Raw genomic sequence first — 25,366 nt, forward strand, 5'->3', positions numbered from 1 at the left:
CGCGGCGGCGCTGCCACGGGGCGTGTGCGTAGCGGGACAGTAGCGAAGCAGGTTCGCTGAGCGGAAGGCTCCGTCCAGAATCCGGTCATTGGCCGGTATGGACTACTTGCATTTATCCCGATACGTACGGAGCGTGACCTCGCTCCGAGCGCCCCCGCAGGGAGGTCACTTCATCCGGGTGGCCCACTCCTGCACCTTGGCGATGCGCTGCCGCAGCTGTCCGGCCGTGGCCTCCGCGCTCGGCGGTCCCCCGCACACGCGGCGCAGCTCGGTGTGGATCACCCCGTGCGGCTTGCCGCTCTGGTGGACGTACGCGCCGACCATCGTGTTGAGCTGCTTGCGCAGCTCCATCAGCTCCTTGTGCGAGACGACCGGCCGCCGCTCGGCGGGCAGCTCCAGCAGGTCGGCGTCCTCGTCCGGCTTCTTCCGGCTGTGCGCGATCTGCTTGGCCTGCCGCTTCTGGAGCAGCAGCTGGACCTGGTCGGGCTCCAGCAGCCCCGGGATGCCGAGGTAGTCCTGCTCCTCCTCGCTGCCCGGGTGGGCCTGCATGCCGAACTCGGCGCCGTTGTACATGACGCGGTCGAAGACTGCCTCGGACTCCAGCGCCTCGAAGGAGAACTGCTCCTGCTCGCCGGTGTCCTCGTCCTGCTCCTTGTTCGCCTCGTCCATCTCCTGCTCGGACTCGGCGTACGGATCCTCCTCGCCCTCCTTCTTGGGCTTGTCGAGGACGTGGTCGCGTTCGACCTCCATCTCGTTGGCGAAGCCGAGGAGGTCGGGCACGGTCGGCAGGAACACGGAGGCGGTCTCGCCGCGCCGCCGGGACCGCACGAAACGCCCGACGGCCTGCGCGAAGAAGAGGGGGGTGGAGATGGTGGTGGCGTACACCCCGACGGCGAGACGCGGCACGTCGACGCCCTCGGACACCATCCGCACCGCGACCATCCACCGGTCGGTGCTGTGACTGAACTCGTCGATCCGGTCGGACGCGCCGTTGTCGTCGGACAGGACGAGGGTCGCCTTGTCGCCGGTGATCTCCCGGATCAGCTTGGCGTAGGCGCGGGCGGAGTCCTGGTCGGAGGCGATGACGAGCGCACCGGCGTCCGGGATGCCCTTCCTGACCTCGGTGAGCCGCTGGTCGGCGGCGCGCAGCACGCTCGGCATCCACTCGCCGCGCGGGTCCAGCGCCGTGCGCCAGGCCTGGCTGATCGCGTCCTTCGTCATCGGCTCGCCGAGCCGGGCCGCGATCTCGTCGCCCGCCTTCGTGCGCCAGCGCATGTTGCCGCTGTAGGAGAGGAAGATGACGGGCCGCACGACGTTGTCGGCGAGGGCCGACCCATAGCCGTAGGTGTAGTCGGCGGAGGACCGCCGGATCCCGTCGTTCCCCTCCTCGTAGGCCACGAAGGGGATGGGGTTGGTGTCGGACCGGAACGGCGTGCCGGTGAGAGCGAGGCGGCGGGTGGCCGGCTCGAACGCCTCGAGGCACGCCTCACCCCATGACTTGCTGTCACCGGCGTGGTGGATCTCGTCGAGGATGACGAGAGTCTTGCGCTGTTCGGACCGGTTGCGGTGCAGCATCGGCCGCACGCCGACGCCCGCGTACGTCACCGCGACGCCGTGGTAGTCCTTGCTGAGCGGGCCCGCGCTGTACTCCGGGTCCAGTCGGATCCCTATCCTCGCGGCCGCTTCCGCCCACTGCTTCTTCAGGTGCTCGGTCGGCGCGACCACGGTCACCTGCTGCACGACGTGGTGGTGCAGCAGCCAGGAGGCGAGCGTCAGCGCGAAGGTCGTCTTGCCGGCGCCGGGCGTGGCGACGGCGAGGAAGTCGCGCGGCTGCTCCTGCAGATACCTCTCCATCGCCCCCTGCTGCCAGGCACGCAGCTTGCTGGCGGTGCCCCAGGGGGCACGGCCGGGGAAGGCGGGAGAAAGGTGATGGGAGGAGTGCGAGGCGGAGCTGGCGGCGGCGGTGGTAGTCACGGTCTCCGGTTTTGGGGTCGGGCGGCTCGGTTCTCGGCTACGTCGGTCACATGGACGCCACATGGGCCACGTCGGCCACGTCGGCTGTGTATGACAACCGGGCCACCCTACCGGCGGCCCGGGACCGTCCACGCGCGAACGAGGCCGGGTCGCCGGTGGGTGGGACCCACGTCACAGCGCCCGCAGCCGCTCCGCGATCACCCCGACCTCGGACTCGACGCCGGACGCCACGTCGATGACCAGCCCGTACGCCGCATCCTGGTCGCAGTCGGCCAGATCCACGCCGTGCAGCGCGAGAAACGTCACGGCCGCCAGCCACGCGGCGCGCTTGTTGCCGTCGACGAGGGGATGGTTCGCGGCGATCGCGTGCAGCAGCGCGGCGGCCTGCTCGTGCACGTCGTCGTAGGCCGCCGTGCCGAACATCCGGGCGCGGGGCCGGTGCACGGCGGAGGCGAGCAGCCCGGGGGCACGGGTCTCGGGGGCACGCCCGCCGAACGCGATCCGCGCGATCTCGGTGACTTCGGCGAGGGTGAGGTGACGGGTCGCCCGCCGCCCGGCCCCGGCATCCGTGGTGGGCGGCTTCATTCGCCGAGCCTCCGCAACAGATCGGCGTGAGCGACGGCAAGCCGCTCGGCCGCGCCCCGCACCCGCGCCTCCTCCTCACCCAGCCGCGCGCGTACGGCGTCCAGCGCGACGTCCTCCGGCCGGCGACCGGTGGCGTCCGCGAGGTCGTCCAGGGCGTGGCGGAGGGCGGGGGCGAGGGGGAGCGTGAGGGAGAAGGAGGGGGAGGGGGAGCGGGCTGGCTGGTGCATGCCGGTGAGGGTAGGAGGCGGGCGGGTTCATGGGCGAGGGGTTTTGGGCGCGGGGTTCTACGGCGAGGGGTTCCACGGCGAGGCGAGGGAGGGGGCGTGCGGAAGGGAAGGCGCCGTAGAAGAACGGTTCTACGGATGCTGCTCCCGCGGCGTTCTACGGGCGCCGCTCCCGCACCATGTCAGGGGCGCCGCTCCCGCAGCCGGGTGGTCACCCACGCCCCGAGCAACGCCACCGCGGCCATCGGCAGGAAGACGGCGGCGAAGGCGGCGGGGTGGGAGCCGGAGGTCACGCCCGGGTCGGTGACGGCGTGGGCGACGCTGCCGCCGCCCAGGGCCGCGAAGGCGGCGCCCCCGGCGGACAGCAGCAGCACGTTCGACAGCCCGTCCGAGATCTGCAGGGCGGCGGAGTGGGAGCCGGCCTCCTCCGGGGCGGACAGCTTCAGCAGAAGCACGCTGGTGGAGGAGATGACGAGCCCCATCCCGAAGCACCCGAACCCCCAGGCGACGGCCACGGTCCAGACCGGCACGGAGTGCACGAGCACACTGGGCGCGGCGGCGATGGCAGCGGCCACGAGCACCATCCCGAACGTCATCAGCCGCTCCCGATACGGCTCCACCCGCGCCCGCGTCTGCACCCACGACCCCAGCGCCCAGGTCCCCCCGCTGGCCGCGAGCGAGAACCCGGCGAGGGTCGGGCTCAGCCCCCGCTCCGTCACGAGCATCAACGGCACGAAGGACTCGGCGGCGATGAACGACCCCGCGGCCACCCCGCGCAACAACACGACGGACGGCAGCCCGCGGGCAGCCCGCCAGGTCCCGCTGGGAAGCAGCCCGAGCACGGCGGGCACGAGCAGAGCGACACCGGCCACGGCCGGCAGAACGGACAGGGGCCGCAGATCCTGGGCGGCGAACTGAAGCAGCCCGGCCCCGAAGGAAATACCGAAGGCGAGCCGCAGCCGACGCCGATCGAAGGAGCCGGTGGACAAGGAGTGCACCGGTCCACCCGCCCGCCGCCGTATCTGAGGCAGCGCGAGCGCCAGCGGAAGCAGGACCAGGACGGGTATCCCGAGGAACACCCACCGCCACCCGAGATGCTCGGTCACGGCCCCCGCGGCCAACGGCCCGACGACGGAGGGCACGACCCAGCAGGCGGCGAACGCGGCCATGATCGCCGGCCGCAACCGCTCCGGATAGGCCCGCCCGACCACGACGTACAACGCGACGATGACCAGCCCTCCCCCGAGCCCCTGCACGGCCCGCCCGAGGATGAACACCCACATGCCGCCGGCGGTCCCCGACACCACAAGCCCCGCCCCGAAGGCGACGATCCCGCTGCTCAACGCCCCGAGCGGCCCCCGCCGATCCGACCACTGCCCGGCGAGCACCATCCCGAACAGACTGGTGGTGAAGTACCCGGAGAAGGCGAACGCGTACAACCCGACCCCGTCCAACTCCCGCGCCGCCACCGGCATGGCCGTCCCCACAGCCGTGGCCTCGAAGGCGATCAGCAGCACAACGGAGACGATCCCGACGCTCAGCGCCCGATAGGCCTTCCCGAGCACGCCTTCCCCGGAGGACGGGCCAAGGCTCTCGTGCGCGTCTGCGACGCCGGTGTCGCGGGGTTCCAGAACAGCCATGGACGCCAGCGTAAGGTCCACGACTGACATTGACCCCTGTCGGAAGCCCCCCCTCCCCTGGTCCCTTGGTCGTACGTCCACCCTCCCCACGGCCGCCTTTCATGAACGGCATATGGCAGTCCCATTGCAGCCCACCCGCCTCCCTTGATCCTCCTCCCGCCCCGGCCGTACGGTCGACGTACCGAGTTCGCAAGGGGCACTTCGGCTCCCCGACAGGAACTCGGCGAACGGCCGTGTGCCCGAGTGGCTTAGGGACTCGCCTGCAAAGCGAGGCACGTGGGTTCAATTCCCGCCACGGCCTCTGGTGTCCGACCGGAGAAAACAGAAGGGCGGCACCCCTCCGGGGGTGCCGCCCTTCTGGTCGTCCGTCTCAGTTCCCGTCCCAGTCGGTCGGCCGCCTGCGACGGTGCATCGCTGCGGAGGTCCGGTACAGCACACACCGGCGTAGCGGCCCTTCGGGCACGCTCGGATCCTCGAAGTCGTCGGCCGGGTCCCGGGTCATGCCGATCCGGCGCATCACCGCCTGGGAACGAAGGTTGTCGACGGTCGTCGACGCAACCACCTCCGGCAGCCCGAGGGCCTCGAAGCCGAAGGCAAGACAGACCAGGGCGGCCTCGGTGGCGTAACCGTGACCCCACGCCGAACGCATCAACCGCCATCCGATGTCCACCCCCGCGAAGGGCATGTCCCTGTCCACCTCGTCCAAGCCGACGCGGCCGATGAACTCACCGGTCTCCCTTGCTTCCAGCGCCCACCACCCGAATCCCCGGTCGTCGAACTCGGCCTGCATGACTGCCACCGTGGCATCGCTCTGCTCCCGCGTCAGCAGTTCCCCCAGGTGTTCTCGGACTTCGGGATCGGCGTTCATCGCCGCCCACGGCTCAAGGTCGGACTCCCGCCACCGGCGGAGCAGGAGACGATCGGTGCGCAGTTCAGGCATGCCCCACAGCCAACGCGATCAGGATCCGGGTGGCGATCGCCTTTATCGAGCCGTGCGGTACGCAGGGGGCGGCGCCCACCACGGGGCGCCGCCCCTTCGTTGGTCCGTTGAAGTCGCCCGGCGAGTGACGGCACGCCAACTTCCCCTCTCCTGCGCAGCCTTCACCTCACCCTTCTCACCTCCCCGTTCCCCGGATTTAACCTGCGACCTCTTGGCGACGTCCTCTCTACGCGCGTAACTTGAGCCGACTCCCCCACACCACCGGCCGTACCCGAAGACGTACGAGGAGACCGCCAGCGTGTCCAGACCCGTAGGAAACAGACCCCGTCGCGCTGTCTACGCGCTCATATCCGTCGGTGTGGCGAGCACGTTCGCCATCACCTCGCTGCCCGCCGCGTACGCGACGCCGTCCGCCACCGCGGTGATCTCCGAGGTGTACGGCGGTGGGGGGAACTCGGGGGCGACCCTGACCCGGGACTTCGTCGAGCTCGGGAACGCGGGCTCGGCGGGCTATGACCTGTCGGGGTACAGCGTGCAGTACCTGCCCGGTTCGGCGTCCTCGTCCTCCGCGTGGCAGGTGACCGCGCTGAGCGGGTCCGTCGCGCCGGGCGGACGCTTCCTCGTCGCCGAGGGGGCGGGCTCCGGCGGTACGACCGCGCTGCCCACCCCCGACGCCACCGGGTCGATCGCGATGAGCGCCACCACCGGCACCATCGCCCTGGTCTCCGGCACCACCGCCCTGAGCTGCAAGACCGCCGCCGACTGCGCGGCCGACAGCCGGATCGTCGACCTCGTCGGCTACGGAAGCGCCGTGGTGCGGGAGGGCAGCGGGCCGGTCACCGGGGCGTCCAACACCGCCTCCGTCGCCCGGGGTTCGGCTCTCGCCGACACCGACGACAACGCCGTGGATCTCGCCGCCGGTACGCCCTCGCCCGTCAACTCGGCCGGGGAGACGCCCGGTTCGGGGGACGGCGGTGACGGGGGTGACGGGGGCGGGAGTCCGACCGAGCCCGGTACCGTCCGCATCCACGACATCCAGGGCGCCACCCGTCTCTCCCCGCTCGCCGGGCAGACGGTCACCCGGGTGCCCGGCATCGTGACCGGAGTGCGGACGTCCGGGTCGAAGGGGTACTGGATCCAGGATCCGACGCCGGACGCCGACTCCCGCACCAGCGAGGGCGTCTTCGTGTACACCGGGTCGGCCGCGCCCGCCGTGGCGGTCGGCGACTCGGTGCTGGTGAGCGGCAAGGTCAGCGAGTACTACCCGAGCAGCACCAGCCAGTCGGTCACCGAGCTCACCGGCCCGACGGCGACCGTGCTGTCCAGCGGCAACGCGCTGCCCGCGGCCGTCGCCCTGGACCCGTCGAGCGTCCCGGACGGCTACGCGCCCACCGCCGACGGCGGCAGCATCGAGTCGCTCGCGCTCGAACCGGCCGTGTACGCCCAGGACTTCTACGAGGCGTCGGAGGGCATGCGGGTCACCTTCGCCGACGCCCGCGTGGTCGGCGCGAGCGACGCGTACGGCGAGCTGTGGGTGACCGTCAAGCCCGACGAGAACCCCACCGTGCGCGGCGGGACGCTCTACTCCTCCTACGACCAGCCCAACACCGGCCGCCTGGAGGTGATGTCGCTCGACACCGCCGCCGCCTTCCCCTCGGCGAACGTCGGCGACGAGCTGTCCGGCACCACCGTCGGACCGCTCGACTACTCCACCTACGGCGGCTACAACGTCCAGGCCACCCAGCTCGGCGCCCGGGTCGACAACGGCCTCGAGCAGGAGGTGACCCGTCGGCAGAAGAGCGACGAGCTGGCGGTCGCCACCTACAACGTGGAGAACCTGGACGCGCTGGACAGCCAGGAGAAGTTCGACCGGCTCGCCGAGGGCGTCGCGGTCAACCTCAGCTCGCCGGACATCGTCGCCCTGGAGGAGATCCAGGACGACAACGGCGCCACGAACGACGGGACCGTCACCTCCGAGGCCACCCTGAAGCGGTTCACGGACGCCGTCCGCGCGGCCGGCGGCCCCCGCTACCAGTGGCGTTACATCTCCCCGACCAACGACGAGGACGGCGGCGAGCCCGGCGGAAACATCCGTCAGGTCTTCCTCTTCAACCCCAAGCGGGTCTCCTTCACCGACCGGGCCGGCGGCGACGCCACCACGGCGACCAGCGTCGTGAAGACGAAGAAGGGCGCCCGGCTCACCTACTCCCCCGGCCGGATCGACCCGACGAACGACGCCTGGGACAGCAGCCGCAAGCCGCTGGTCGGCGAATTCGTCTTCCGGGGCGAGAGCGTCTTCGTGATCGCCAACCACTTCACCTCCAAGGGCGGCGACCAGCCCCTGCACGGCCGCTACCAGCCGCCGTCGCGCAGCTCCGAGACCCAGCGGGCGGCGCAGGCCGCCGAGGTCAACTCCTTCGTCAAGTCGCTGCTCGCGGCCGACCGCGACGCCAAGGCCGTGGTGCTCGGCGACCTCAACGACTACGAGTTCTCCCAGACGGTGACCACGCTGACCGCCGGCAAGGTCCTCAAGCCGCTGATCACCACCCTGCCGGCCGACCAGCGCTACACCTACGTCTACGACGGCAACTCGCAGACCCTGGACCACATCCTCACCAGCCCGGCCGTCACGCACTTCGACTACGACGTCGTGCACATCAACGCCGAGTTCGCCGACCAGGCCAGCGACCACGACCCGCAGATCGTCCGGATCGACGTCAGCAGGTGCCGTCGCTAGGAGCGGCTCTACAAGGCTGACCCCAGGCGGCCGGCCCTAGGCGTACAGCCCGCCGCCCGCCTCGTCCTCGAACACCCCCGGCCAGTAGCGCCAGCCGTCGTCGGTGGGGGTGTTCGGGGTCGGGTCGCAGGCGACGGGGTCGACCGTGGCCAGGGTGCGGGCCATGGTCTCGGCCAGCTGGTCGTAGGCCTCGGTCAGCTCGTGCACCGCGTCCAGGGCCCGCTCGCGCCGTATCAGCCACAGGGTGAACGCCAGGGTGGAGACGTCGGCGTTGAGCGGGCGCAGGCCGAGGTCCGGCTCGCTCCAGCTCAGGACGGCTCCCGTGGCGCCGTCGACGACCAGGCTGGTGTCCTCCAGCAGGGAGCCCAGCCGGATCAGCCGGTCCGCGTCGGCCGGGAGCAGGTCCTCGGCGACGTCGCCCTCGCGGGCGTCCGCGCAGTACTCGGCGAGCGTCTGCAGCGGGACGTCCGTCTCCAGGGCGAACCAGACGACCTCCTCGGGCAGGCCCACCTCGCGCAGGAAGCGGCGGGTCGGGGCGTGCGTGAGCGCCTTCGGGCAGTCGACGCCCTCGAACCGGACGACCTCGCCCGTGCCGAACTCGTCCTCCAGGAGGCGGGGCGGCAGATCCAGCGCCAGGCCGGACGCGGTGCCGGGGCCGGCCACCAGGGCGAGCGGACGGATGACCGCCGCCAGCTTCCAGAAGAGCCCGGGCCCGCCCTCCGGGACGCCCGTGCCGTCGGCCTCGGCGGCGTCCTCGAACACCGCCAGCAGCTGCCGGGTGGCCTCCGCCACCGCCTGCGGACCGAGACGGCCCGCGTAGGAGGCGAACTGGCCGCGCAGGGCCGCCAGTTCGTCCACCGCTGTCGCGCAGCGCACCAGTTTCTCCAGGGAGGGCGCGAGGGGGCGGACGTCCATCAGGTCGGGGCGGTCGTGGAAGAAGTACGTCGTCGAGATCTCGCCCGTCGTGCCGTCCAGCAGGACCGACTCCCGCGCCATGCCGTCCACGCCCAGGATGCCGCCTATGACCAGCCGGTCGCGCAGCTCCGCCGCCAGTCGGCCCTCGGGGTCGCCGGTGGAGTCGGCGACCGTGCGCAGTCCGTCCGTGCGCAGCGCGTCGAACGTCAGCAGGCCGCCGTCGCCCGGCAGTCCGGGGCCGGTGAGCCAGCGGCGCGTCGGCGCGTGCGTGACATACGGGTCCAACTGGTCCTCGGTGAAGGTGATCGTCGCGATCGTCGTCATGGCGGTGGTGGTCCTGGTCGTGCTCATCGGGTCCCCCCGTGGTGAAGTGCGTGCGCCGTCCCACTGCTCCGCACCCTACGCGGCGCCACTGACAACGGCCCCTGACCAGCGACGACGCCCGCCGAAGCCGACCTCGACCCCGGCCGGCCCCGCTGACGCCGGCCGGTCGGCACCGACCCCGGTCCCCCGACGCCGACACCGGTCTCCCCACCGGTAGACGTCAGACGACCCTCGCACGTTCCCTTCCCGCCAGAATCGCCCCGCCCGTCTGCCCCACCGTCAGCTCCCCGGTGTCCAGCCACAGTCCGATGCGCGGGGTGCGCAGCCGCAGTTCCTCGTCCAGGTCCGCGACCGTCCAGCCGGAGCCGGCGCCGTAGCCCGTCTTGCGTCGGCCCGCCTCGCGCACCGCCACCGTCCCGGCGTCCGGCGCCAGGACGACCACGTGCAGCGGGCGGGTGCGGACGAGATCGACGGACGCCTCCAGAGCCGCGCCCAGGACCACGTCCGGCACCACGGCCGTGAAGCCCGCCTGCGCATAGGCGTCCGCCGTCGCCGCCGACAGCCGGTGGCGCAGCCGGAGTTGGGCCTCGGCCTCACCGGTCAAGGCCTGCGCGACCGTCGACTTGCCGGACGCCTCCCCCACTGCCTGAAGGGCGTGGGAGGCACCCCCATCCCCGGTGACGAGGACAACCCCGTCCATGCTCGGCTCATGCCTCGGGTGAGGTTCCTCAGGTGAGATAGATGCCGCCGAGGACCACGACCACCGCGGCCACCACGAACAGCGCTATCCACAGCAGGAGCTTGCTCACACTCGGCGGGGGCTCGTAGCGCTGAGGTTCGTAGGGCTGAGGTGCGTAGGGCTCGGACTCGGGCTCGCTCACTGGGCCGTCACCACCGCCGCCTGCGGCCTTATGGGCAGGCGGTTGACCGGGCGGCCCGTCGCCGCGCGCACGGCGGAGGCGATGGCCGCGGGCGAGGTCACGACCGGGACCGCGCTGGCGGCCTTCGCGCCGAACGGGGCGACGACGTCCCGCTCCTCGACCAGTTTGACGATCCGGATGTCCGGGACGTCCAGGGCCGTGGGCAGGGCGTAGCCGGTGAGGTCGGGGTGGCGGATCAGGCCGCGCGGGGTGCGGAGGTTCTCCGTGAGGGCGATGCCGACGCCCTGGGTGACGCCCGCCTCGATGCGGGCCGCGAGCTGAGCCGGGTTCAGGATCCGGCCGACGTCCTGGGCCACGGCCAGTTCCACGACCCGGACCGAGCCGAGTTCGATGTCCACGTCCACCACCGCGCGGATCGCGCAGAAGGCGAGGCCCACGAAGGCGTCGCCCTGCCCGGCCGCGTCCAGCGGCTCCGTGGGGTGCGGGCGGCACTGGGCCGTCGCCCACAGCTCCTTGCCGTGCAGCTCCTCGGTGACGGTGGTCGACAGGACGCCGTCGTACGACGTGATCTTGCCGTCGGTGATCTGGAGCAGCTCCGTGGACATGCCGAACTTGTGCGCCAGGGGCTGGAGCAGTTGGGTGCGGACCATCTTCGCCGCCCGCTCGACCGCGCCGCCGGAGACCCAGGTGTGACGGCCTCGGCAGCCCGCGCCCGCGGGGGGCTGGTCGGTGTCCACGGGGGCGACGTGCACCTCGTCGATGCCGAGGGTCTCCTGGACGATCTGGCGGGCCAGCGTGGTGAAACCCTGGCCGGTCTCCACCGCCGCGCACAGGACCGTCGCGACGCCGTCCTGGACCTTCACGGTGGCCGTGGAGACCTCGTCCGCGCCCTCCGCGCCGAGCATGTGCACCATGCCCAGGCCGTAGCCCACGCCCCGGCGCACCGCGCCCGGTTCGCCCGCGCCCTCGAGGCCGCCGGGCAGCAGCCAGTCCTCCTCGGGCGTGTCCTTGGGGAGCGCCGGGAGGGGGAACTCCTGGACGGCCTGGAGGAGCTCGGCGACCGGCGCGGGGCAGGTCACCGTCTGGCCGGTGGGCAGGACGTCGCCGGTCGCCATGGCGTTGCGCAGGCGCAGCTCCGCCGGGTCGAGGGCGAGCTTCTTGGCCAGCTTGTCCATCTGCGCCTCGTAGGCGGCGCACACCTGCATGGCGCCCTCGCCGCGGACATGGCCGGACGGCGGGTTGTTGGTGCGCACGGCCCAGCCCTCGATGAAGGCGTTGGGCACGACGTAGGGGCCGCAGGCGAAGGAGACGGCGGCGGCGAGGGCCTCGGCGGAGGTGTCGGCGTACGCGCCCGCGTCCAGCAGGATCTGCGCCTCGACCTTCACCAGTCTGCCCTCGGCGTCCGCGTGGTGGCGGTAGCGCAGCAGCGTGGGATGGCGGTGGACGTGCCCGAGGAAGGACTCCTCGCGCGTGGCCGTGAGTTTCACCGGGCAGCCGGTCTTCAGCGCCAGCAGGCCGAGCGGCAGCTGGAAGCCCTGGTCCTCGCGGTCGGCGGTCGCGCCGGGCACGCCGGTGACGACGATCTTGACGTGTTCGGGCGTCAGTCCGAAGACGGCCGCGGCCGTGTCGCGGTCGTTGTGCGGGTCGGTGGAGGCCAGATAGAGCTCGACGCCGCCGTCGGGGCGGGGCACGGCGAGGCCGGCCTCGGCGCCGATGGGGGCCGGGTCGGCGCGGCCGATGCGGTACTGGCCCTCGACGACGATCTCGCCGGCCGCGGACTGGTCGCCGTGGTGCAGCGGGATGTGCCGGATCAGATTGCCGTCGGGGTGCAGGGCCTCGGCCTCGAAGGCCTGCTCGGGGTCGGTCACCGGGTCGAGTACTTCGTACTCGACGATGACGGCCGCGGCGGCCATCCGCGCGGTGTCGGGGTGGTCGGCGGCGACGGCGGCGATGGGCTCGCCGTGGTGGCGTACGACGTCGGAGGCGAACACCGGGCGGTCGGCTCTGCCGCGGCCGTGCAGCGCGCTGCCGGGCACGTCCTCGTGGGTGACGACGGCCCGTACGCCGGGCATCTCACGCGCGTGGGAGGTGTCGATCGAGACGATGCGCGCGTGCGCGTGCGGGGAGCGCAGCACGGCCGCCCAGAGCAGGCCCTCGGCCCACAGGTCGGCCGCGTACGGGAAGGTGCCCTCCGTCTTCGCGCGGGCGTCGGCGGGCCGCAGGGACGCGCCGAGGCCGTGCGGGATCGGCTCGGGGGCCGGGGCGGCCTCCGCGGCGGTCGTCGCGATGACTGCTTCGTTGGTCACGCCTGGCCTCCGTCCTGGCCCTGCCCGTACGCCGGGTCGTGCGGGTGGGGCTGCGCCGGGTTCTCGAACGCGGACGCGTGGACGCCCCCGGCGCCCGGACCCGCCTGGTGCGGAATACGCGCCTCGTCCCCGTCCGTCTCACCGTCGCCGGCGGCATGCGCCTCGCGTTCGGCGACGACGTCCTGGACTGCCTGCAGGACGCCCCGGTAGCCGGAGCAGCGGCACAGGTTGCCGCACAGTGCCTGGCGGGCCTCCAGTTCCGACGGCGCCGGGTTGCCCTCCAGCAGGTCGTGCACGGTCATCGCCATGCCGGGCACGCAGAAGCCGCACTGCACCGCGCCGCACCGGGCGAGCGCCCGCTGCACGTCCGAGGGCTGCCCGTCGGCGGCCAGGCCCTCGACGGTGCGGATCTCGCTGCCGGCCGTGGTGACGGCCGGGACCAGGCAGGACGCGACGAGCCGGCCGTCGACCTGGACGTTGCAGGCCCCGCACTCGCCCTGCGAGCAGCCGTCCTTGGCGCCCGCGAGCCCGAGCCGCTCGCGCAGCACGTAGAGCAGCGACTCGCCGATCCAGGCGTCGGTGACGGGCCGGTCGGAGCCGTTGACGCGCAGCGCGTAGGAGGCGAGGGGGTGTTCCTCGTTGAGCGCCGGGGGCGTGTCCTCGGCGGCCCGCGCGTCGCCGTCCGGTACGGCCTCGGAGGCCGCGTCGGGGACGGGCGGGGTGTCGCCGGGGGCGGTCTCGTCCGCGTGCCCGTCCGTGTGCGACGCGGGCGGCTGGACGGGCCCGTGAGCGGCCTCGGGGTCGCCGGAGGGCCCCGTGGAGGCCTCGGGCGCTTCGGGGGCCTCGGAGGCGGGCTGAGCGGCCTCCACGGGGGCCGGGAAGGGCTCCGCGGGCTCGCTCGTGGAACCGCCGTCCGCTGACCCGGCGTTCGGCGCGACCGTGTACGCCTCGGCGGAGATCTCGGGGGCGGGCGTGTCGAAGGCGGGGACGGCGAACGTCCCGGTCGCGTGGTTCTGCTCGGCGGGGTGCGGGGCGGCCGCCGGGTGACGGCCGGCCTCCTCGGCCGACGTCCGGTGCTCGGACGTCCGGTGCTCCGCCGTCCGGTGGTCCGGGGCCTCGTACCGCGCGGTCCCGTGCTCCGTCGGCCCACCCTGCGGCGTGTGTCCGAACGCGGGCGCGTCGGCCGTCTGGTCCGTCCGCGGGTCCCACGTCTGATCGGTCGTGCCCGTCGCCCAGGGTGCGGGCGCGCCGCCCGGCAGGGTCGCCGGAGGCGTTCCGCCCCACTGCTCGACCAGGGACGACGTGGTGAACTCGCCCGATTCGTCGGGCAGGTCGCCGCCGGCCACGGGGATCGACCACTGCCCGGTGACGTCGTGCCCGGGAGCGGGCTCCGGCGGCGCCGTGGTGTCGTCGAAGGTCCACTGGCCGGTCGAGCCGGGGTGGTACGTGAACCGGTCGTCGCCGATCGACTGGGGGCCGGTCGCCGGGGCGGGCCACTCGGCGCCGCCGGCCGGTGCGCCCCAGCCGGCGCCGGTCGCGCCCGGATCCGCGCCGGGGGGCGCCGCCGCTATCTGCGGCGGGACGTATCCGTGCCCGGGCGCGGCGAGCGGGCTGTCGCCGCGCGCGGCCAGCAGGGCGTCGATGCCGCCCTCGGGGAGTTTCACGAAGGCGGTGGCGCCGTCGTCGTAGTCGCCCTGGGGCAGCGGGTCCCAGCGGCTGCCGCCGGGCGGGGCGCCCTGTCCCGACCCCTGGCCGTGGTCGTTTCCGTGCTGGTCGTCGGTCACGACAGCGCCCTCCCCAGTGCTCGTCGGGCCAGCGCGGCGACGGTGCGCCGCAGGTGCAGTACGGCGGGCGGAAGCTCGGGTACGACGCCGTCCACGCCCGGGGTCGGATCGGGGATGCAGGCGGCGGAGACGTACTCCCCGAAGGCGGTCAGCGCCTCGGGGACGATCGTGCGGCTGTTGTCCCAGTCGATGAGTCTGGCGACCCACTGCTCGGCGTCCAGGGGCCGCAGCGGCATCGGCGCTATGGCTCCGACGGCGCACCTGACGCCACGCCGGGCCGGGTCGAGGACGAGGGCCACGGAGGCCAGGGCGCGTCCGGGGCCCGTGCGGCCGGTCGCCTTCAGGAAGACCTGCGGCGCGTGCAGCAGCGGCACGCGCACGTACCCGATGAGTTCGCCGCCGCGCAGCATCTCCACGCCGGCCAGCAGGTGCGACACCGGGATCTCCCGGCGGGCCCCGCCCGGTCCCGCGATGATCAGGGTCGCTTCCAGGGCGGCCAGCACGGGCAGCGCGTCGCCCGTGGGGGCGGCCGAGGCGATGTTGCCGCCCAGGGTGCCCGCGTTGCGGATGTGCGGCGGGCCCGCGGCGCGCGCGGCGGCGGCGAGCGCCGGGATGAGGGCGGCGAAGTCGGGGCGGCCCATGCGCGCGTGCGTGAGTCCGGCGCCGAGCAGGGCGTGGCCGTCCTGGTACTGCCAGCCGCGGATCTCGCTGATCCGGCCGAGGCCGACCAGTCCGGCGGGCCTGAGCTGTCCGGAGTTGACGGCGGCCATCAGGTCGGTGCCGCCGGCCACCGGCACGGCGGCGGGCATGGCCGCCAGCGCCGCCACGGCCTCGTCCAGGGTCGTGGGCAGCGTGACGGCCTGCGCCGCCTGCGGTGCGTGCGTGCTCAAAACCGGCTGCCCCTTCCCGCTGCCCCACCTGGTCCCACCTGTGCTGCCGTACGGTACGTGCTGACAGGGCGGACGTGGCAACTCTGGCACATGTTCGCAACACCCGAACGCGGGGGTCCGCTAGGAGGCATTCGCCCACCTCACCGAGGAGATGGTCCGTTTTCATACGGCATCACCGGTGCGCGCGAATTGCCACTCTTCGGTGATCCTGCCGGGGTTTATCCGCAAGGTGACCTGGTGGGACGAGTCATCCGATCACCTGCTCGGGGGCGGGCCGTCGATCGGGCGGCCGAGGACGCCGGGCCGCCGCTGCCACGGCCTGGGCCCGGCCGGCGGGCGGTAGCCGACCCCCAGGGCGTCGAGTCGCGCGTAGTGGGCCGTCATCCGCTCCTCGAAGCCGGCGAAGTCCCGCTGCGCCGGGGCGGGCAGGGCGCTCCAGGCGACCTCGGCGAAGGCGGCGAGCCGGGGGTGGGTCTGATAGTCCACGCGTGCGTGGTCCTCCATCGCCTCGGTCCAGACGTTGGCCTGCGTGCCCAGCACTCGCCCCGCCTCCGCCGCGCTCAGCTCCGGCGGAACGGGCTCGAAGCGGTAGACGTCCTCCAGGGTGCGCACGTAGCCGATCGGCACGGGCTCGTCCTCGCCGGCCGCCTGACGGTGGTCCAGGTACACCTGCTGCTCGGGGCACATGACGACGTCGTGGCCCGCGCGCGCGGCGGCGATCCCGCCCGCGTAGCCCCGCCAGGAGGACACGGCCGCGCCCTCCGCGAGCCCGCCCTCCAGAATCTCGTCCCAGCCGATGAGCCGACGCCCGCGCGCGGAGAGCCACTTGTCGAAGTGCCGGATGAACCACGACTGCAGTTCGTCCTCGTCGGCGAGTCCGAGTTCCTTGATGCGGGCCTGCGCGGCGGGCGAGCGCCGCCACTGGTCCTTCGGGCATTCGTCGCCGCCGACGTGAATGAACGCCGAGAACCCCGGGAACTGCGTGGCGTCCGCGGGGAACAGCTCCAGGACTTCCTCGAACACCCCCTCGTAGAAGCGCAGGGTGTTGTCAGTGGGGGCCAGTACGTTGGGGTTGACGCCCCAGGTGTCCCAGACGGAGAGGCGGGTGGTGTCGATGACGTCGGTGTTGCCGAGTTCCGGATACGCGGCGATCGCGGCCTGCGAGTGGCCCGGTACGTCGATTTCGGGGACGACGGCGATATGCCGCTCGGCGGCGTACGCGACGATCTCGCGGATGTCGTCCTGGGTGTAGTAGCCACCGTGCGGCTTCTCGTCCCACAGCGGTGAGGCCCGGTGACCGAATTTCGTCCGTGCACGCCAGGAGCCGACCTCGGTCAGCCGGGGGCGCCGCTCGATCTGGATCCGCCAGCCCTGGTCGTCCGTCAGATGGAAGTGGAAGACGTTGAGTTTGTGCGCGGCCATCAGGTCCAGGTGGCGCAGGACGCCTTCCTTGGGCGTGAAGTGCCGGGCGACGTCGAGCATGAGGCCGCGCCAGCGGAAGCGGGGGGCGTCCTCGACGGTCACCTCCGGGAGGTCCCAGTCCTTTCCCGGGCGCAGGGGGGCCCGGCGGAAGGCGTCGGGGCCGAGGAGCTGCCGGAAGGTCTGCGCGCCCCAGAAGACGCCGGCCGCGCTGCCGCCCAGGATCAGGCGGTCCCAGCCGTCGATGACGACGCGGTAGCCCTCCGGGGGCAGTTCCGGGTCGATGGCCAGGGCGATGCGCCACTCGCTGTCACCGTGCTCCGGCAGGGGGAAGCCGGTCGCGGCGCCGACCGTCGCCCGCAGCCAGCGCGCGACGCCCTCGGTGCCGGGCCCGGCCTCCAGCCGGGTCTCCTCGTCCAGGCGGCTGAGGCCGGGCTGGTTCCAGGTGATGCGCCGGGGCGCGGGAATCAGATCTTCGGGAGAAGTCACGTCGATCACCTCAGTCCTTGACCGCTCCGCCCAGTCCGGAGACCAGCCGTCGCTGTACGAGTACGAAGAACACCAGCACCGGAACGGTCATCACCGTGGAGCCCGCCATCACGCCGCCCCAGTCCGGGTCGTCCGGCTTGAAGAAGACCAGCAGCGCCATCGGCAGGGTGGACTGCGAGGTGTCGCTGATGATGAAGGACTTGGCGAAGAGGAAGTCGTTCCAGGCGGAGATGAAGGAAAACACGCTCGTGGCCACCAGACCGGGCAGCACGAGCGGAAAAAGGATCTGCCACAGAAAGCGCGTACGGCTCGCCCCGTCGAGGTAGGCGGCCTCCTCCAGCGCCTCCGGGACGGCTTTCACGAAGCCCCTCAGCATCCAGATCGCGAAGGGCAGCGAGAAGGCGAGGTGAGGCAGGATCAGGGACCCCAGGGTGTTCAACAGGCCGAAGTCCCGCATGAGGAAGAACAAGGGGATCGTCAGCGCTTCCACGGGCACCATCTGGGCCACCAGGAACATGATCAGCAGGGTGGTCCGGAAGCGGAACCGGAATCGTGTGACGGCGGTCGCGGCGAGAAACGCGATGACCCCGGAGGCGATCACCACCGTGCCCGCGACGACAAGACTGTTGAGGAAGTAACGGCCGAATTCCTGCTGCCCGAACACGCGCCGGAAGGAATCCAGCGAGGGGTCGAGCGTCCAGGGTCGCGGCTCGCTCGACTCGATCTCCCCGGCCGGTTTGAAGGCGCTCAGCACCATCCAGTAGAGCGGGAAGGCGACGACGACGGCGACCAGCAGAGCGCAGGCCTCGGCGGCGAGCCGCCCGGGACGGGCCGTCAGGCCCCGCAGCGCGTTCACAGTTCCTCCCCCTGCCGGCGCAGCAGCCGCAGGTACACCAGCGTCACGGCGAGCAGGATCACGAGCATCACGATGCCGATCGCCGAGCCGAGTCCGTACTGCGAGGACGCGAAGGCCTCTTGATAGGCGTAGACGTTGAGGACGAGGTTCTGGCCGGCGATTCCTCCGCCACCCGTCATCACATAGATCTGGGTGAAGACCTTGAAGTCCCAGATGACCGACTGGATGGTGACGACGGTCAGGATCGGCCGCAGCATCGGCGCGAGCACGGACCGCCAGATCCGCCACTGCGAGGCTCCGTCCAGCGAGGCGGCCTCCAGCACCTCGGCGGGGACGGCGCGGATCCCGGCGTAGACGGTGACCATCACGAACGGGAAGGAGCACCAGACCACTTCGAGGAGCACCAGGAAGAAGGCGCTGTAGCGGCCGTACGTCCAGGAGTGGTCGCCGAGGCCGAGGACGCGGTTGACCGGCCCGAAGTCGGGGTCGAACAGCAGCAGCCAGACCGTGGACCCGGTGACCGCCGGGGTGGCCCAGGCCCCCAGCGCGGCCAGCATCAGCGCAAGCCGCGGCACGGCCCGCACCCGCGTGAGCAGCACGGCGAGCGCACACCCGACGGCGAGCGTGGACACCACACAGGCCGCCGCGAACACGACCGTCGACGCCAGCACCTGCCAGAACTGGTCGTCGGCGAAGACGTCGGCGTAGTTCCCGACCCCCCGGAACACGGTCGGCCGACCACCGCTGACCTGGGCTTGGGTGTACCGGAAGAGAGAGATCAACCCGAGTTGATAGACCGGGTAGGCGAGCAGGGCGGCGAGGACGACAAGGGCAGGAGCAAGATAGAGCCAGGGAACTCCGTGACCGCGCGAGCGCTGTCCCGCCAGGGGGCGCGGGGCTGTGTCGAAGGTGCGGCTACCGGCGTGTGGGCGCGACCAGCCACGACGGCCCCGCGGTCGTCCACGCTCCACAACCCCCGAGCCGCTGGGCGTACCCCCCGTCACCCGGCGGAGCCGAACGCGTCGTCCATCTTCTTTGCCGCTTCCTTCGAAGCGGCAGCCACGCTCTTCTTCCCGCTGACGACCTCCTGCAGCATGGTCGGCACGACCAACGAGGAGTCGATCTGCGACCACGCGGGCGAGGCGGGCACGAACTCGGTGCCCGCGGCCAGCGTCTGCACGAACGGCTTCACGAACGGCTCCTTCGCGGCAGCCGTGTCCCGGACGTCGGTGAACGTCGGCAGAAAGCCCATCGCGTCGAAGAGCGACGCCTGCGTCTTCTTGGCGGAGAGGGCCTCCATCAGCTGGACGGCGAGCGTCCGATGCGAAGTGCTCTTCAGGACACCTATGTTGTTGCCGCCCGCGAACGCCGGCGCGATCGACCCGGCCGTGACACCCGGCAGCGGCACGACCGCGTAGTCGCCCTTCACCTTGCCCGCCTCCACGGCGGTGTGGCTGAAGTCGCCGCCGATCGCCATGCCCGCCTTGCCGGCGGCGAACGCGGTGATGGTGTCGTTGCCGCCCATGCCCGCGCACTTGGCGGCGGGACAGTTGTCGTCGGAGAAGAGGGAGGTGTACGCCTTGATGCCCTTCTGGGCGGCCGCGCTGTCGATGGCGGCGGCGTACGAGCCGTTCTTGCCGGTGGCGAGTTCGCCGCCGTTGGCCCAGACGAAGGGCATCGCGCCGTAGGTGTAGGCGCCGCCGACGACCAGGCCGTACAGGTCGGGCTCGGCGGCGCGGATCTTGCGGGCGGTCGTCGCCAGCTCGGCCATGGTCCTGGGGACGGTGAGGCCGAGTTCCTTGAAGACGTCCGTGCGGTAGTAGAGGGCGCGGACGCCTACGTAGAAGGGGGCGCCGTAGAGCTTGCCGTCGACGGTGACGGACTGTCTGGCGGTGGGGTCGGTGTCCTTGGACTCGCTCCAGTCGGCGAAGTCCTGGGTGACGTCGAGGAGTCCGCCGTCATGGACGTAGCCCGCGGTGTCGGTGTTGCCGTACTCCATGACGTCGGGGGCGGACTTGGGGTCGTTGAAGGCGGCCTTGACGCGCTGGGCGCGGGTGTCGATCGGGATGTACTCGACGTCGACCTCGGTGTTTTCGTGGGCCTTCTCGAAGGCGGCGACCACGGAGTCGACGACCTTCTCCTTCGGCTTGTTGCCGACCTCCTGGAAGAGCCACACCCGCACTGTGCCGGTCTTCTCGTCCTTGTCGGAGGAGGAGTTGTCGGAGGTCTGGGGGGCGCAGCCGGCGACGACGACGGCGGCCAGGAGAACGGCGAGTCGGGGGGCGAGCTTCATGGAGCGTTCCTCCGGACATGCGTTGCAACATACGCAATGGACGTTTCGCTCTGCACAACACAACGGAGGCTAGGGACTCCATGAACATCTCCACAAGAGGTCTCAACCACTTCGTGACACGCGAGACGAGATACAAGACGACCTACAAGACGACCTACAAGACGGCATGCAAGAGGCCCTCGGGGCGCGGTACATCGCGCCCCGAGGGCCTCACACGATCAGACGGGCCGGTCAGACGGCCTGATCAGACGGGCCGGTCAGACGGACCGGTCAGACGGACCGGCCTACTTGTCGCCGCCCTTGCCCTTGTCGTCGCCGCCGCCGATGCCCATGGACTCGAAGATCTCCTTGCACATGGGGCACACGGGGTACTTCTTCGGGTCGCGGCCAGGCACCCAGACCTTGCCGCACAGCGCCACGACGGGCGTCCCGTCCAGGGCGCTCGCCATGATCTTGTCCTTCTGGACGTAGTGGGCGAAGCGCTCGTGGTCCCCGTCGCCGTGCGACACCTGCGGCGTCGGCTCTACGAGGGTCCCCGTCCCAGTGCCTCGCTGGGGCTGGGTCTCAGGCTCAAGAGTGCTCATAACCACCAAGAGTACTGAAGCTCACAACGGTCAGTTCAGCGAAGGGTCGTCCGGGTACGTCGCCACCATCGCCAGCTCGCTGCGCTGGCGGCGCAGCACCTCGCGCCAGAGTCTCTCCGGGGACGGGGACGAGACGTCGCCGGGCTCGGACTCCACTACGTACCAGGCGCCCTCCACCAGCTCGTCCTCCAGCTGGCCGGGGCCCCAGCCGGCGTACCCGGCGAAGATTCTCAACGAGCCCAGGGCGGAGGCGAGCAGCTCCGGCGGGGCCTCCAGGTCGACGAGGCCGATCGCGCCGTGCACCCGCCGCCAGCCGAGCGGGGCGCGCTCGGCCAGGGTGCCGCCGGGGATCACCGCGACGCCCAGCGCGGAGTCGAGGGAGACCGGGCCGCCCTGGAAGACGACGCCGGGCTCGCCGGTGAGGGACGCCCAGCCCTCGAGGATGTCGCTCACGCCCACCGGGGTGGGGCGGTTGAGGACGACACCGAGGGAGCCCTCCTCGTCGTGGTCGAGAAGGAGCACCACCGCGCGGTCGAAGTTCGGGTCCGCCAGGGCGGGCGTTGCCACGAGCAGCCGCCCTGTGAGCGAGGACACCTCGGTCATGCCAGACATGATCCCCTACTTCCCGGGAAGTGGGGAGTCAATCGAGGCACGGGGGCGAGGGGCAGGTCGGGCGCACGGATGCGGTCCGGGCGCACGAACGCCCCGACGGCCGCACGGTGACCCCATGTGCCCGCTGTGGAACGGTTCGTGTTGTGACACAGCTATGACGTCCCTGGGCGGTCCCTGGGCTTACGGGAGAGGGGTCGTCGGCGATTACTCTGTCTCCTCTGGCCCTGCTGTCTCCTCGGCCCTAGCCCCAGTCCACCACCCATGGAACGCGAGATACATGACCGTCAACGGCTCTGACGACGTACTGCTTGTCCACGGCGGAACCCCGCTCGAGGGCGAGATCCGTGTCCGCGGCGCGAAGAACCTCGTGCCCAAGGCCATGGTGGCCGCTCTGCTGGGCAGTGAGCCGAGTCGACTGCGCAACGTTCCGGACATCCGTGACGTGCGGGTCGTACGCGGACTGCTGCAACTGCACGGGGTGACGGTCCGTCCGGGTGAGGAGCCGGGCGAGCTGGTGCTCGACCCGACGTACGTCGAGAGCGCGAACGTCGCGGACATCGATGCCCACGCGGGGTCGAGCCGTATCCCGATCCTCCTCTGCGGTCCGCTGCTGCACCGGCTGGGGCACGCCTTCATCCCCGGCCTCGGCGGCTGCGACATCGGCGGCCGGCCCATCGACTTCCACTTCGAGGTGCTGCGGCAGTTCGGCGCGAAGATCGAGAAGCGGGCCGACGGGCAGTACCTGGAGGCCCCGCAGCGGCTGCGCGGCACGAAGATCCGGCTGCCGTACCCGTCCGTCGGCGCGACCGAGCAGGTGCTGCTGACGGCGGTCCTCGCCGAGGGCACCACCGAGCTGTCGAACGCGGCGGTGGAGCCCGAGATCGAGGATCTCATCTGCGTGCTGCAGAAGATGGGCGCCATCATCGCGATGGACACCGACCGCACGATCCGCATCACCGGTGTGGACAAGCTCGGCGGCTACAACCACGGCGCCCTCTCCGACCGCCTGGAGGCCGCCTCCTGGGCGAGCGCGGCGCTGGCGACCGAGGGCGACATCTACGTCCGCGGCGCCCAGCAGCGCTCGATGATGACGTTCCTGAACACGTACCGGAAGGTGGGCGGCGCCTTCGAGATCGACGACGAGGGCATCCGCTTCTGGCACCCCGGCGGCCAGTTGAAGTCGATCGCGCTGGAGACGGACGTACACCCCGGTTTCCAGACGGACTGGCAGCAGCCGCTGGTCGTCGCCCTCACGCAGGCCACGGGGCTGTCCATCGTCCACGAGACGGTCTACGAGTCCCGCCTGGGCTTCACCTCGGCCCTGAACCAGATGGGCGCCCACATCCAGCTGTACCGCGAGTGCCTGGGCGGCTCCGACTGCCGCTTCGGCCAGCGCAACTTCCTGCACTCCGCGGTCGTGTCCGGCCCCACCAAGCTCCAGGGCGCCGACCTGGTCATCCCCGACCTCCGCGGCGGCTTCTCCTACCTGATCGCCGCCCTCGCGGCCCAGGGCACCTCCCGCGTCCACGGCATCGACCTGATCAACCGCGGCTACGAGAACTTCATGGAGAAGCTCGTCGAGCTCGGCGCGAAGGTCGAACTGCCGGGCAAGGCGCTCGGCTAGCAGCGGAGCTCGGCGCGAAGGTCGAACTGCCGGGCAAGGCGCTCGGCCGGCAGCGTCCGCGTCGCCCCGGCCCGGGCGAGCACCGGCTGGGGCTGACGGCCGGCTCGCAGCGCGTACGCCGATGGGGCGGCCACCCGAGTCCGGGTGGCCGCCCCATGGGCGTTACAGCTGGCGTTACAGCGCCTCGTACGCGTCCCGCGGCGTACCGCTGAGACTTACTTGCCCTTGGCGGCTTCCTTGAGCTTGGAGCCCGCGGAGACCTTCACGCTGTAGCCGGCGGGGATCTGGATCGGGTCGCCGGTCTGCGGGTTGCGCGCGGTGCGAGCGGCACGGTGGGTGCGCTCGAAGGTCAGGAAGCCGGGGATGGTGACCTTCTCGTCGCCCTTGGAGACGATGTCGCCGACGACCTCGGCGAACGCGGCCAGCACGGCGTCGGCGTCCTTGCGGGTCACCTCGGCGCGGTCGGCCAGCGCGGCCACCAGCTCACTGCGGTTCATGTTGTTACTCCCGTGTTCTTCTTGCCGTTGAGGCGTGCCACGCGGCGGAGCCGCATAGTGGGCACAGCGAAGTCGATGCTGCCAGGGGCCTCGGACAGTCCCCGGACCCGGGTCCGTCGTCAGACCACTCGCGCCCAGAGACGCATCCTGCCCCTACCTGCGGCGGGAAAGCCAATCCGGCACCCGCAGGAGTCGTGAGAACACCCGTGGGGGTCACACGAACAGAGGGGCCCGAGCCCGGCCGCCACGATAGAGGGCCGTCAAGGGCCCCGTGTCCCGCGACGCGCCGGGACGGAACCGACCGTGGCAATCGTCACAGCGCCCGCACGACGGCCGGATTCCCGCACTCCCCGAGCCTACGAGGCCTGCGCGCCCGCCGCCTTCGCGGCCTCGCGCACCGCGCCGGCCACCGCGCCGGCGACCTTGTCGTTGAAGACGCTCGGGATGATGTAGTTCGGGTTCAGCTCGTCGCCGGTCACCACGTCCGCGAGGGCCTTCGCGGCAGCGAGCATCATGCCCGTGTCGACCGTGCGGGACTGCGCGTCCAGCAGGCCGCGGAAGACACCCGGGAAGACCAGCACGTTGTTGATCTGGTTCGGGAAGTCGGAGCGGCCGGTGGCCACGACCGCCGCCGTCTGGCGGGCGATCGCCGGGTCCACCTCGGGGTCCGGGTTCGCGAGCGCGAACACGATCGCACCCTCGGCCATGGCGGCCACGTCGTCGCCGTCCAGGACGTTCGGGGCGGAGACGCCGATGAAGACGTCCGCGCCGCGCACGGCCTCCTTCAGGGTGCCGGTGAGGCCCTCGTGGTTGGTGTTGTCGGCGATCCAGCGCAGCGGCGAGTCGGGCGCCGCGTCGACCAGGTCCTCGCGGCCGGCGTGCACGACCCCGTGGATGTCGGCGACGACGGCGCTCTTCACGCCTGCCGCGAGCAGCAGCTTGAGGATGGCCGTGCCGGCCGCGCCCGCGCCGGACATGACGACGCGGATGTTCTCGATCGCCTTGCCGGTGACGCGCAGGGCGTTGGTCAGGGCGGCGAGGACGACGATCGCGGTGCCGTGCTGGTCGTCGTGGAAGACGGGGATGTCGAGGGCCTCGCGCAGCCGGGCCTCGATCTCGAAGCAGCGCGGGGCGGAGATGTCCTCGAGGTTGATGCCGGCGAAGCCGGGGGCGATGGCCTTGACGATCTCGACGATCGCGTCGGGGTCCTGGGTGTCCAGGCAGATCGGCCAGGCGTCGATGCCGGCGAAGCGCTTGAAGAGGGCCGCCTTGCCCTCCATGACCGGCAGGGCGGCCATCGGGCCGATGTTGCCCAGGCCCAGCACGGCGGAGCCGTCCGTCACGACCGCAACGGAGTTGCGCTTGATGGTGAGGCGGCGGGCGTCCTCGGGGTTCTCGGCGATCGCCATGCAGACGCGGGCCACACCCGGCGTGTAGATCATCGAGAGATCGTCACGGTTGCGGATGGGGTGCTTGGACTGCATCTCGATCTTGCCGCCGAGGTGCATCAGGAACGTACGGTCGGAGACCTTGCCGAGGGTGACGCCCTCGATGCCGCGCAGCTGCTCGACGATCTCGTCGGCGTGGGCGGTGGAGGTGGCCGCGATGGTGACGTCGATGCGGAGCTTCTCGTGCCCGGACGCGGTGACGTCGAGGCCGGTCACCGAGCCTCCGTGGGACTCCACGGCCGTGGTGATCTGGGAGACCGCCGTTCCGCTGGCGGGCACCTCCAGACGGACCGTGATCGAGTAGGAGACGCTGGGCGCCGTTGCCATGGCCGACTTCCTCTGCA

Annotated in this window: 21 protein-coding genes and 1 tRNA gene; 3 read left to right on the top strand and 19 right to left on the bottom strand. The window is 71.7% G+C overall.

Annotated elements, in window-relative coordinates; all coding sequences use genetic code 11:
• Positions 1 to 165: 165 nt before the first annotated feature.
• The 4 genes from OG562_RS16235 to OG562_RS16250 form a co-directional block, all read right to left on the bottom strand.
• Positions 166 to 1,974 (bottom strand): DEAD/DEAH box helicase, encoded by a 1,809-nt coding sequence (locus tag OG562_RS16235; RefSeq protein ID WP_266398047.1) that lies wholly within the window; start codon positions 1,972 to 1,974, stop codon positions 166 to 168.
• A 171-nt stretch (positions 1,975 to 2,145) separates the two neighbouring features.
• Complete coding sequence (locus OG562_RS16240; protein WP_266398050.1) at positions 2,146 to 2,559, bottom strand: type II toxin-antitoxin system death-on-curing family toxin; 414 nt, start codon at positions 2,557 to 2,559, stop codon at positions 2,146 to 2,148.
• Positions 2,556 to 2,786 carry a hypothetical protein gene (locus OG562_RS16245; RefSeq protein ID WP_266398053.1) on the bottom strand — a complete coding sequence of 77 codons (231 nt, stop codon included), beginning with the start codon at positions 2,784 to 2,786 and terminating at the stop codon, positions 2,556 to 2,558. Before OG562_RS16245 ends, OG562_RS16240 begins: the two co-directional genes overlap by 4 nt.
• Before the next feature lie 179 nt (positions 2,787 to 2,965).
• A complete protein-coding gene (locus OG562_RS16250; RefSeq protein WP_266398056.1) occupies positions 2,966 to 4,423 on the bottom strand; it encodes an MFS transporter in 1,458 nt (485 codons plus the stop codon).
• A gap of 229 nt (positions 4,424 to 4,652) precedes the next feature.
• On the opposite strand from OG562_RS16250, the gene OG562_RS16255 reads away from it, so the two are divergent.
• Positions 4,653 to 4,724: transfer RNA gene (locus OG562_RS16255), tRNA-Cys, on the top strand.
• A 69-nt stretch (positions 4,725 to 4,793) separates the two neighbouring features.
• On the opposite strand, the gene OG562_RS16260 is transcribed toward OG562_RS16255, so the two are convergent.
• The gene (locus tag OG562_RS16260; RefSeq protein WP_266398057.1) at positions 4,794 to 5,363 is read right to left on the bottom strand and encodes a GNAT family N-acetyltransferase; all 570 of its coding nucleotides are present in this window, start codon (positions 5,361 to 5,363) and stop codon (positions 4,794 to 4,796) included.
• Positions 5,364 to 5,721: 358 nt separating this feature from the next.
• On the opposite strand from OG562_RS16260, the gene OG562_RS16265 reads away from it, so the two are divergent.
• Positions 5,722 to 8,100, top strand: a complete 2,379-nt coding sequence (locus tag OG562_RS16265) for an endonuclease/exonuclease/phosphatase family protein (protein WP_266398059.1) — start codon at positions 5,722 to 5,724, stop codon at positions 8,098 to 8,100.
• Positions 8,101 to 8,136: 36 nt separating this feature from the next.
• Here OG562_RS16265 and OG562_RS16270 read toward each other — a convergent pair whose 3' ends face one another.
• From OG562_RS16270 to OG562_RS16325, 12 genes are all read right to left on the bottom strand, one after another.
• Complete coding sequence (locus tag OG562_RS16270; protein WP_266398061.1) at positions 8,137 to 9,366, bottom strand: SUKH-4 family immunity protein; 1,230 nt, start codon at positions 9,364 to 9,366, stop codon at positions 8,137 to 8,139.
• A gap of 193 nt (positions 9,367 to 9,559) precedes the next feature.
• Positions 9,560 to 10,039 carry a phosphotransferase gene (locus tag OG562_RS16275; protein ID WP_266398062.1) on the bottom strand — a complete coding sequence of 160 codons (480 nt, stop codon included), beginning with the start codon at positions 10,037 to 10,039 and terminating at the stop codon, positions 9,560 to 9,562.
• Between the two features lie 28 nt (positions 10,040 to 10,067).
• On the bottom strand, positions 10,068 to 10,220 hold the full coding sequence (locus OG562_RS16280) for a hypothetical protein (RefSeq protein WP_266398065.1): 153 nt from the start codon (positions 10,218 to 10,220) through the stop codon (positions 10,068 to 10,070).
• Positions 10,217 to 12,526 carry a xanthine dehydrogenase family protein molybdopterin-binding subunit gene (locus OG562_RS16285; protein WP_266398068.1) on the bottom strand — a complete coding sequence of 770 codons (2,310 nt, stop codon included), beginning with the start codon at positions 12,524 to 12,526 and terminating at the stop codon, positions 10,217 to 10,219. Before OG562_RS16285 ends, OG562_RS16280 begins: the two co-directional genes overlap by 4 nt.
• The gene (locus tag OG562_RS16290) at positions 12,523 to 14,310 is read right to left on the bottom strand and encodes a 2Fe-2S iron-sulfur cluster-binding protein (protein WP_266398070.1); all 1,788 of its coding nucleotides are present in this window, start codon (positions 14,308 to 14,310) and stop codon (positions 12,523 to 12,525) included. The genes OG562_RS16285 and OG562_RS16290 overlap by 4 nt, the downstream gene beginning before the upstream one ends.
• Positions 14,307 to 15,200 carry a xanthine dehydrogenase family protein subunit M gene (locus OG562_RS16295; protein WP_266398073.1) on the bottom strand — a complete coding sequence of 298 codons (894 nt, stop codon included), beginning with the start codon at positions 15,198 to 15,200 and terminating at the stop codon, positions 14,307 to 14,309. The genes OG562_RS16290 and OG562_RS16295 overlap by 4 nt, the downstream gene beginning before the upstream one ends.
• Before the next feature lie 255 nt (positions 15,201 to 15,455).
• Positions 15,456 to 17,087 carry a beta-N-acetylhexosaminidase gene (locus OG562_RS16300; RefSeq protein WP_266409294.1) on the bottom strand — a complete coding sequence of 544 codons (1,632 nt, stop codon included), beginning with the start codon at positions 17,085 to 17,087 and terminating at the stop codon, positions 15,456 to 15,458.
• Positions 17,088 to 17,118: 31 nt separating this feature from the next.
• The gene (locus OG562_RS16305) at positions 17,119 to 17,964 is read right to left on the bottom strand and encodes a carbohydrate ABC transporter permease (protein ID WP_266398076.1); all 846 of its coding nucleotides are present in this window, start codon (positions 17,962 to 17,964) and stop codon (positions 17,119 to 17,121) included.
• Positions 17,961 to 18,851 carry a carbohydrate ABC transporter permease gene (locus OG562_RS16310; RefSeq protein WP_266409295.1) on the bottom strand — a complete coding sequence of 297 codons (891 nt, stop codon included), beginning with the start codon at positions 18,849 to 18,851 and terminating at the stop codon, positions 17,961 to 17,963. Before OG562_RS16310 ends, OG562_RS16305 begins: the two co-directional genes overlap by 4 nt.
• A gap of 113 nt (positions 18,852 to 18,964) precedes the next feature.
• On the bottom strand, positions 18,965 to 20,257 hold the full coding sequence (locus OG562_RS16315; RefSeq protein WP_266398079.1) for an extracellular solute-binding protein: 1,293 nt from the start codon (positions 20,255 to 20,257) through the stop codon (positions 18,965 to 18,967).
• Positions 20,258 to 20,541: 284 nt separating this feature from the next.
• Entirely contained in the window at positions 20,542 to 20,841 is a 300-nt protein-coding gene (locus OG562_RS16320) for a DUF3039 domain-containing protein (protein ID WP_266398082.1), read from the bottom strand.
• 30 nt (positions 20,842 to 20,871) lie between these two features.
• Entirely contained in the window at positions 20,872 to 21,444 is a 573-nt protein-coding gene (locus OG562_RS16325) for a YqgE/AlgH family protein (protein WP_266398084.1), read from the bottom strand.
• Between the two features lie 286 nt (positions 21,445 to 21,730).
• On the opposite strand from OG562_RS16325, the gene murA reads away from it, so the two are divergent.
• Positions 21,731 to 23,077 (top strand): UDP-N-acetylglucosamine 1-carboxyvinyltransferase, encoded by a 1,347-nt coding sequence (gene murA / locus OG562_RS16330; RefSeq protein WP_266398086.1) that lies wholly within the window; start codon positions 21,731 to 21,733, stop codon positions 23,075 to 23,077.
• 215 nt (positions 23,078 to 23,292) lie between these two features.
• Here murA and OG562_RS16335 read toward each other — a convergent pair whose 3' ends face one another.
• Positions 23,293 to 23,574: an HU family DNA-binding protein gene (locus tag OG562_RS16335; protein WP_004000874.1), complete on the bottom strand. Its 282-nt coding sequence runs from the start codon at positions 23,572 to 23,574 to the stop codon at positions 23,293 to 23,295.
• Positions 23,575 to 23,930: 356 nt separating this feature from the next.
• Positions 23,931 to 25,349 carry an NAD-dependent malic enzyme gene (locus tag OG562_RS16340; RefSeq protein ID WP_266398088.1) on the bottom strand — a complete coding sequence of 473 codons (1,419 nt, stop codon included), beginning with the start codon at positions 25,347 to 25,349 and terminating at the stop codon, positions 23,931 to 23,933.
• Positions 25,350 to 25,366: the final 17 nt, after the last annotated feature.

This window comes from Streptomyces sp. NBC_01275 (assembly GCF_026340655.1).
GTDB lineage: Bacteria > Actinomycetota > Actinomycetes > Streptomycetales > Streptomycetaceae > Streptomyces.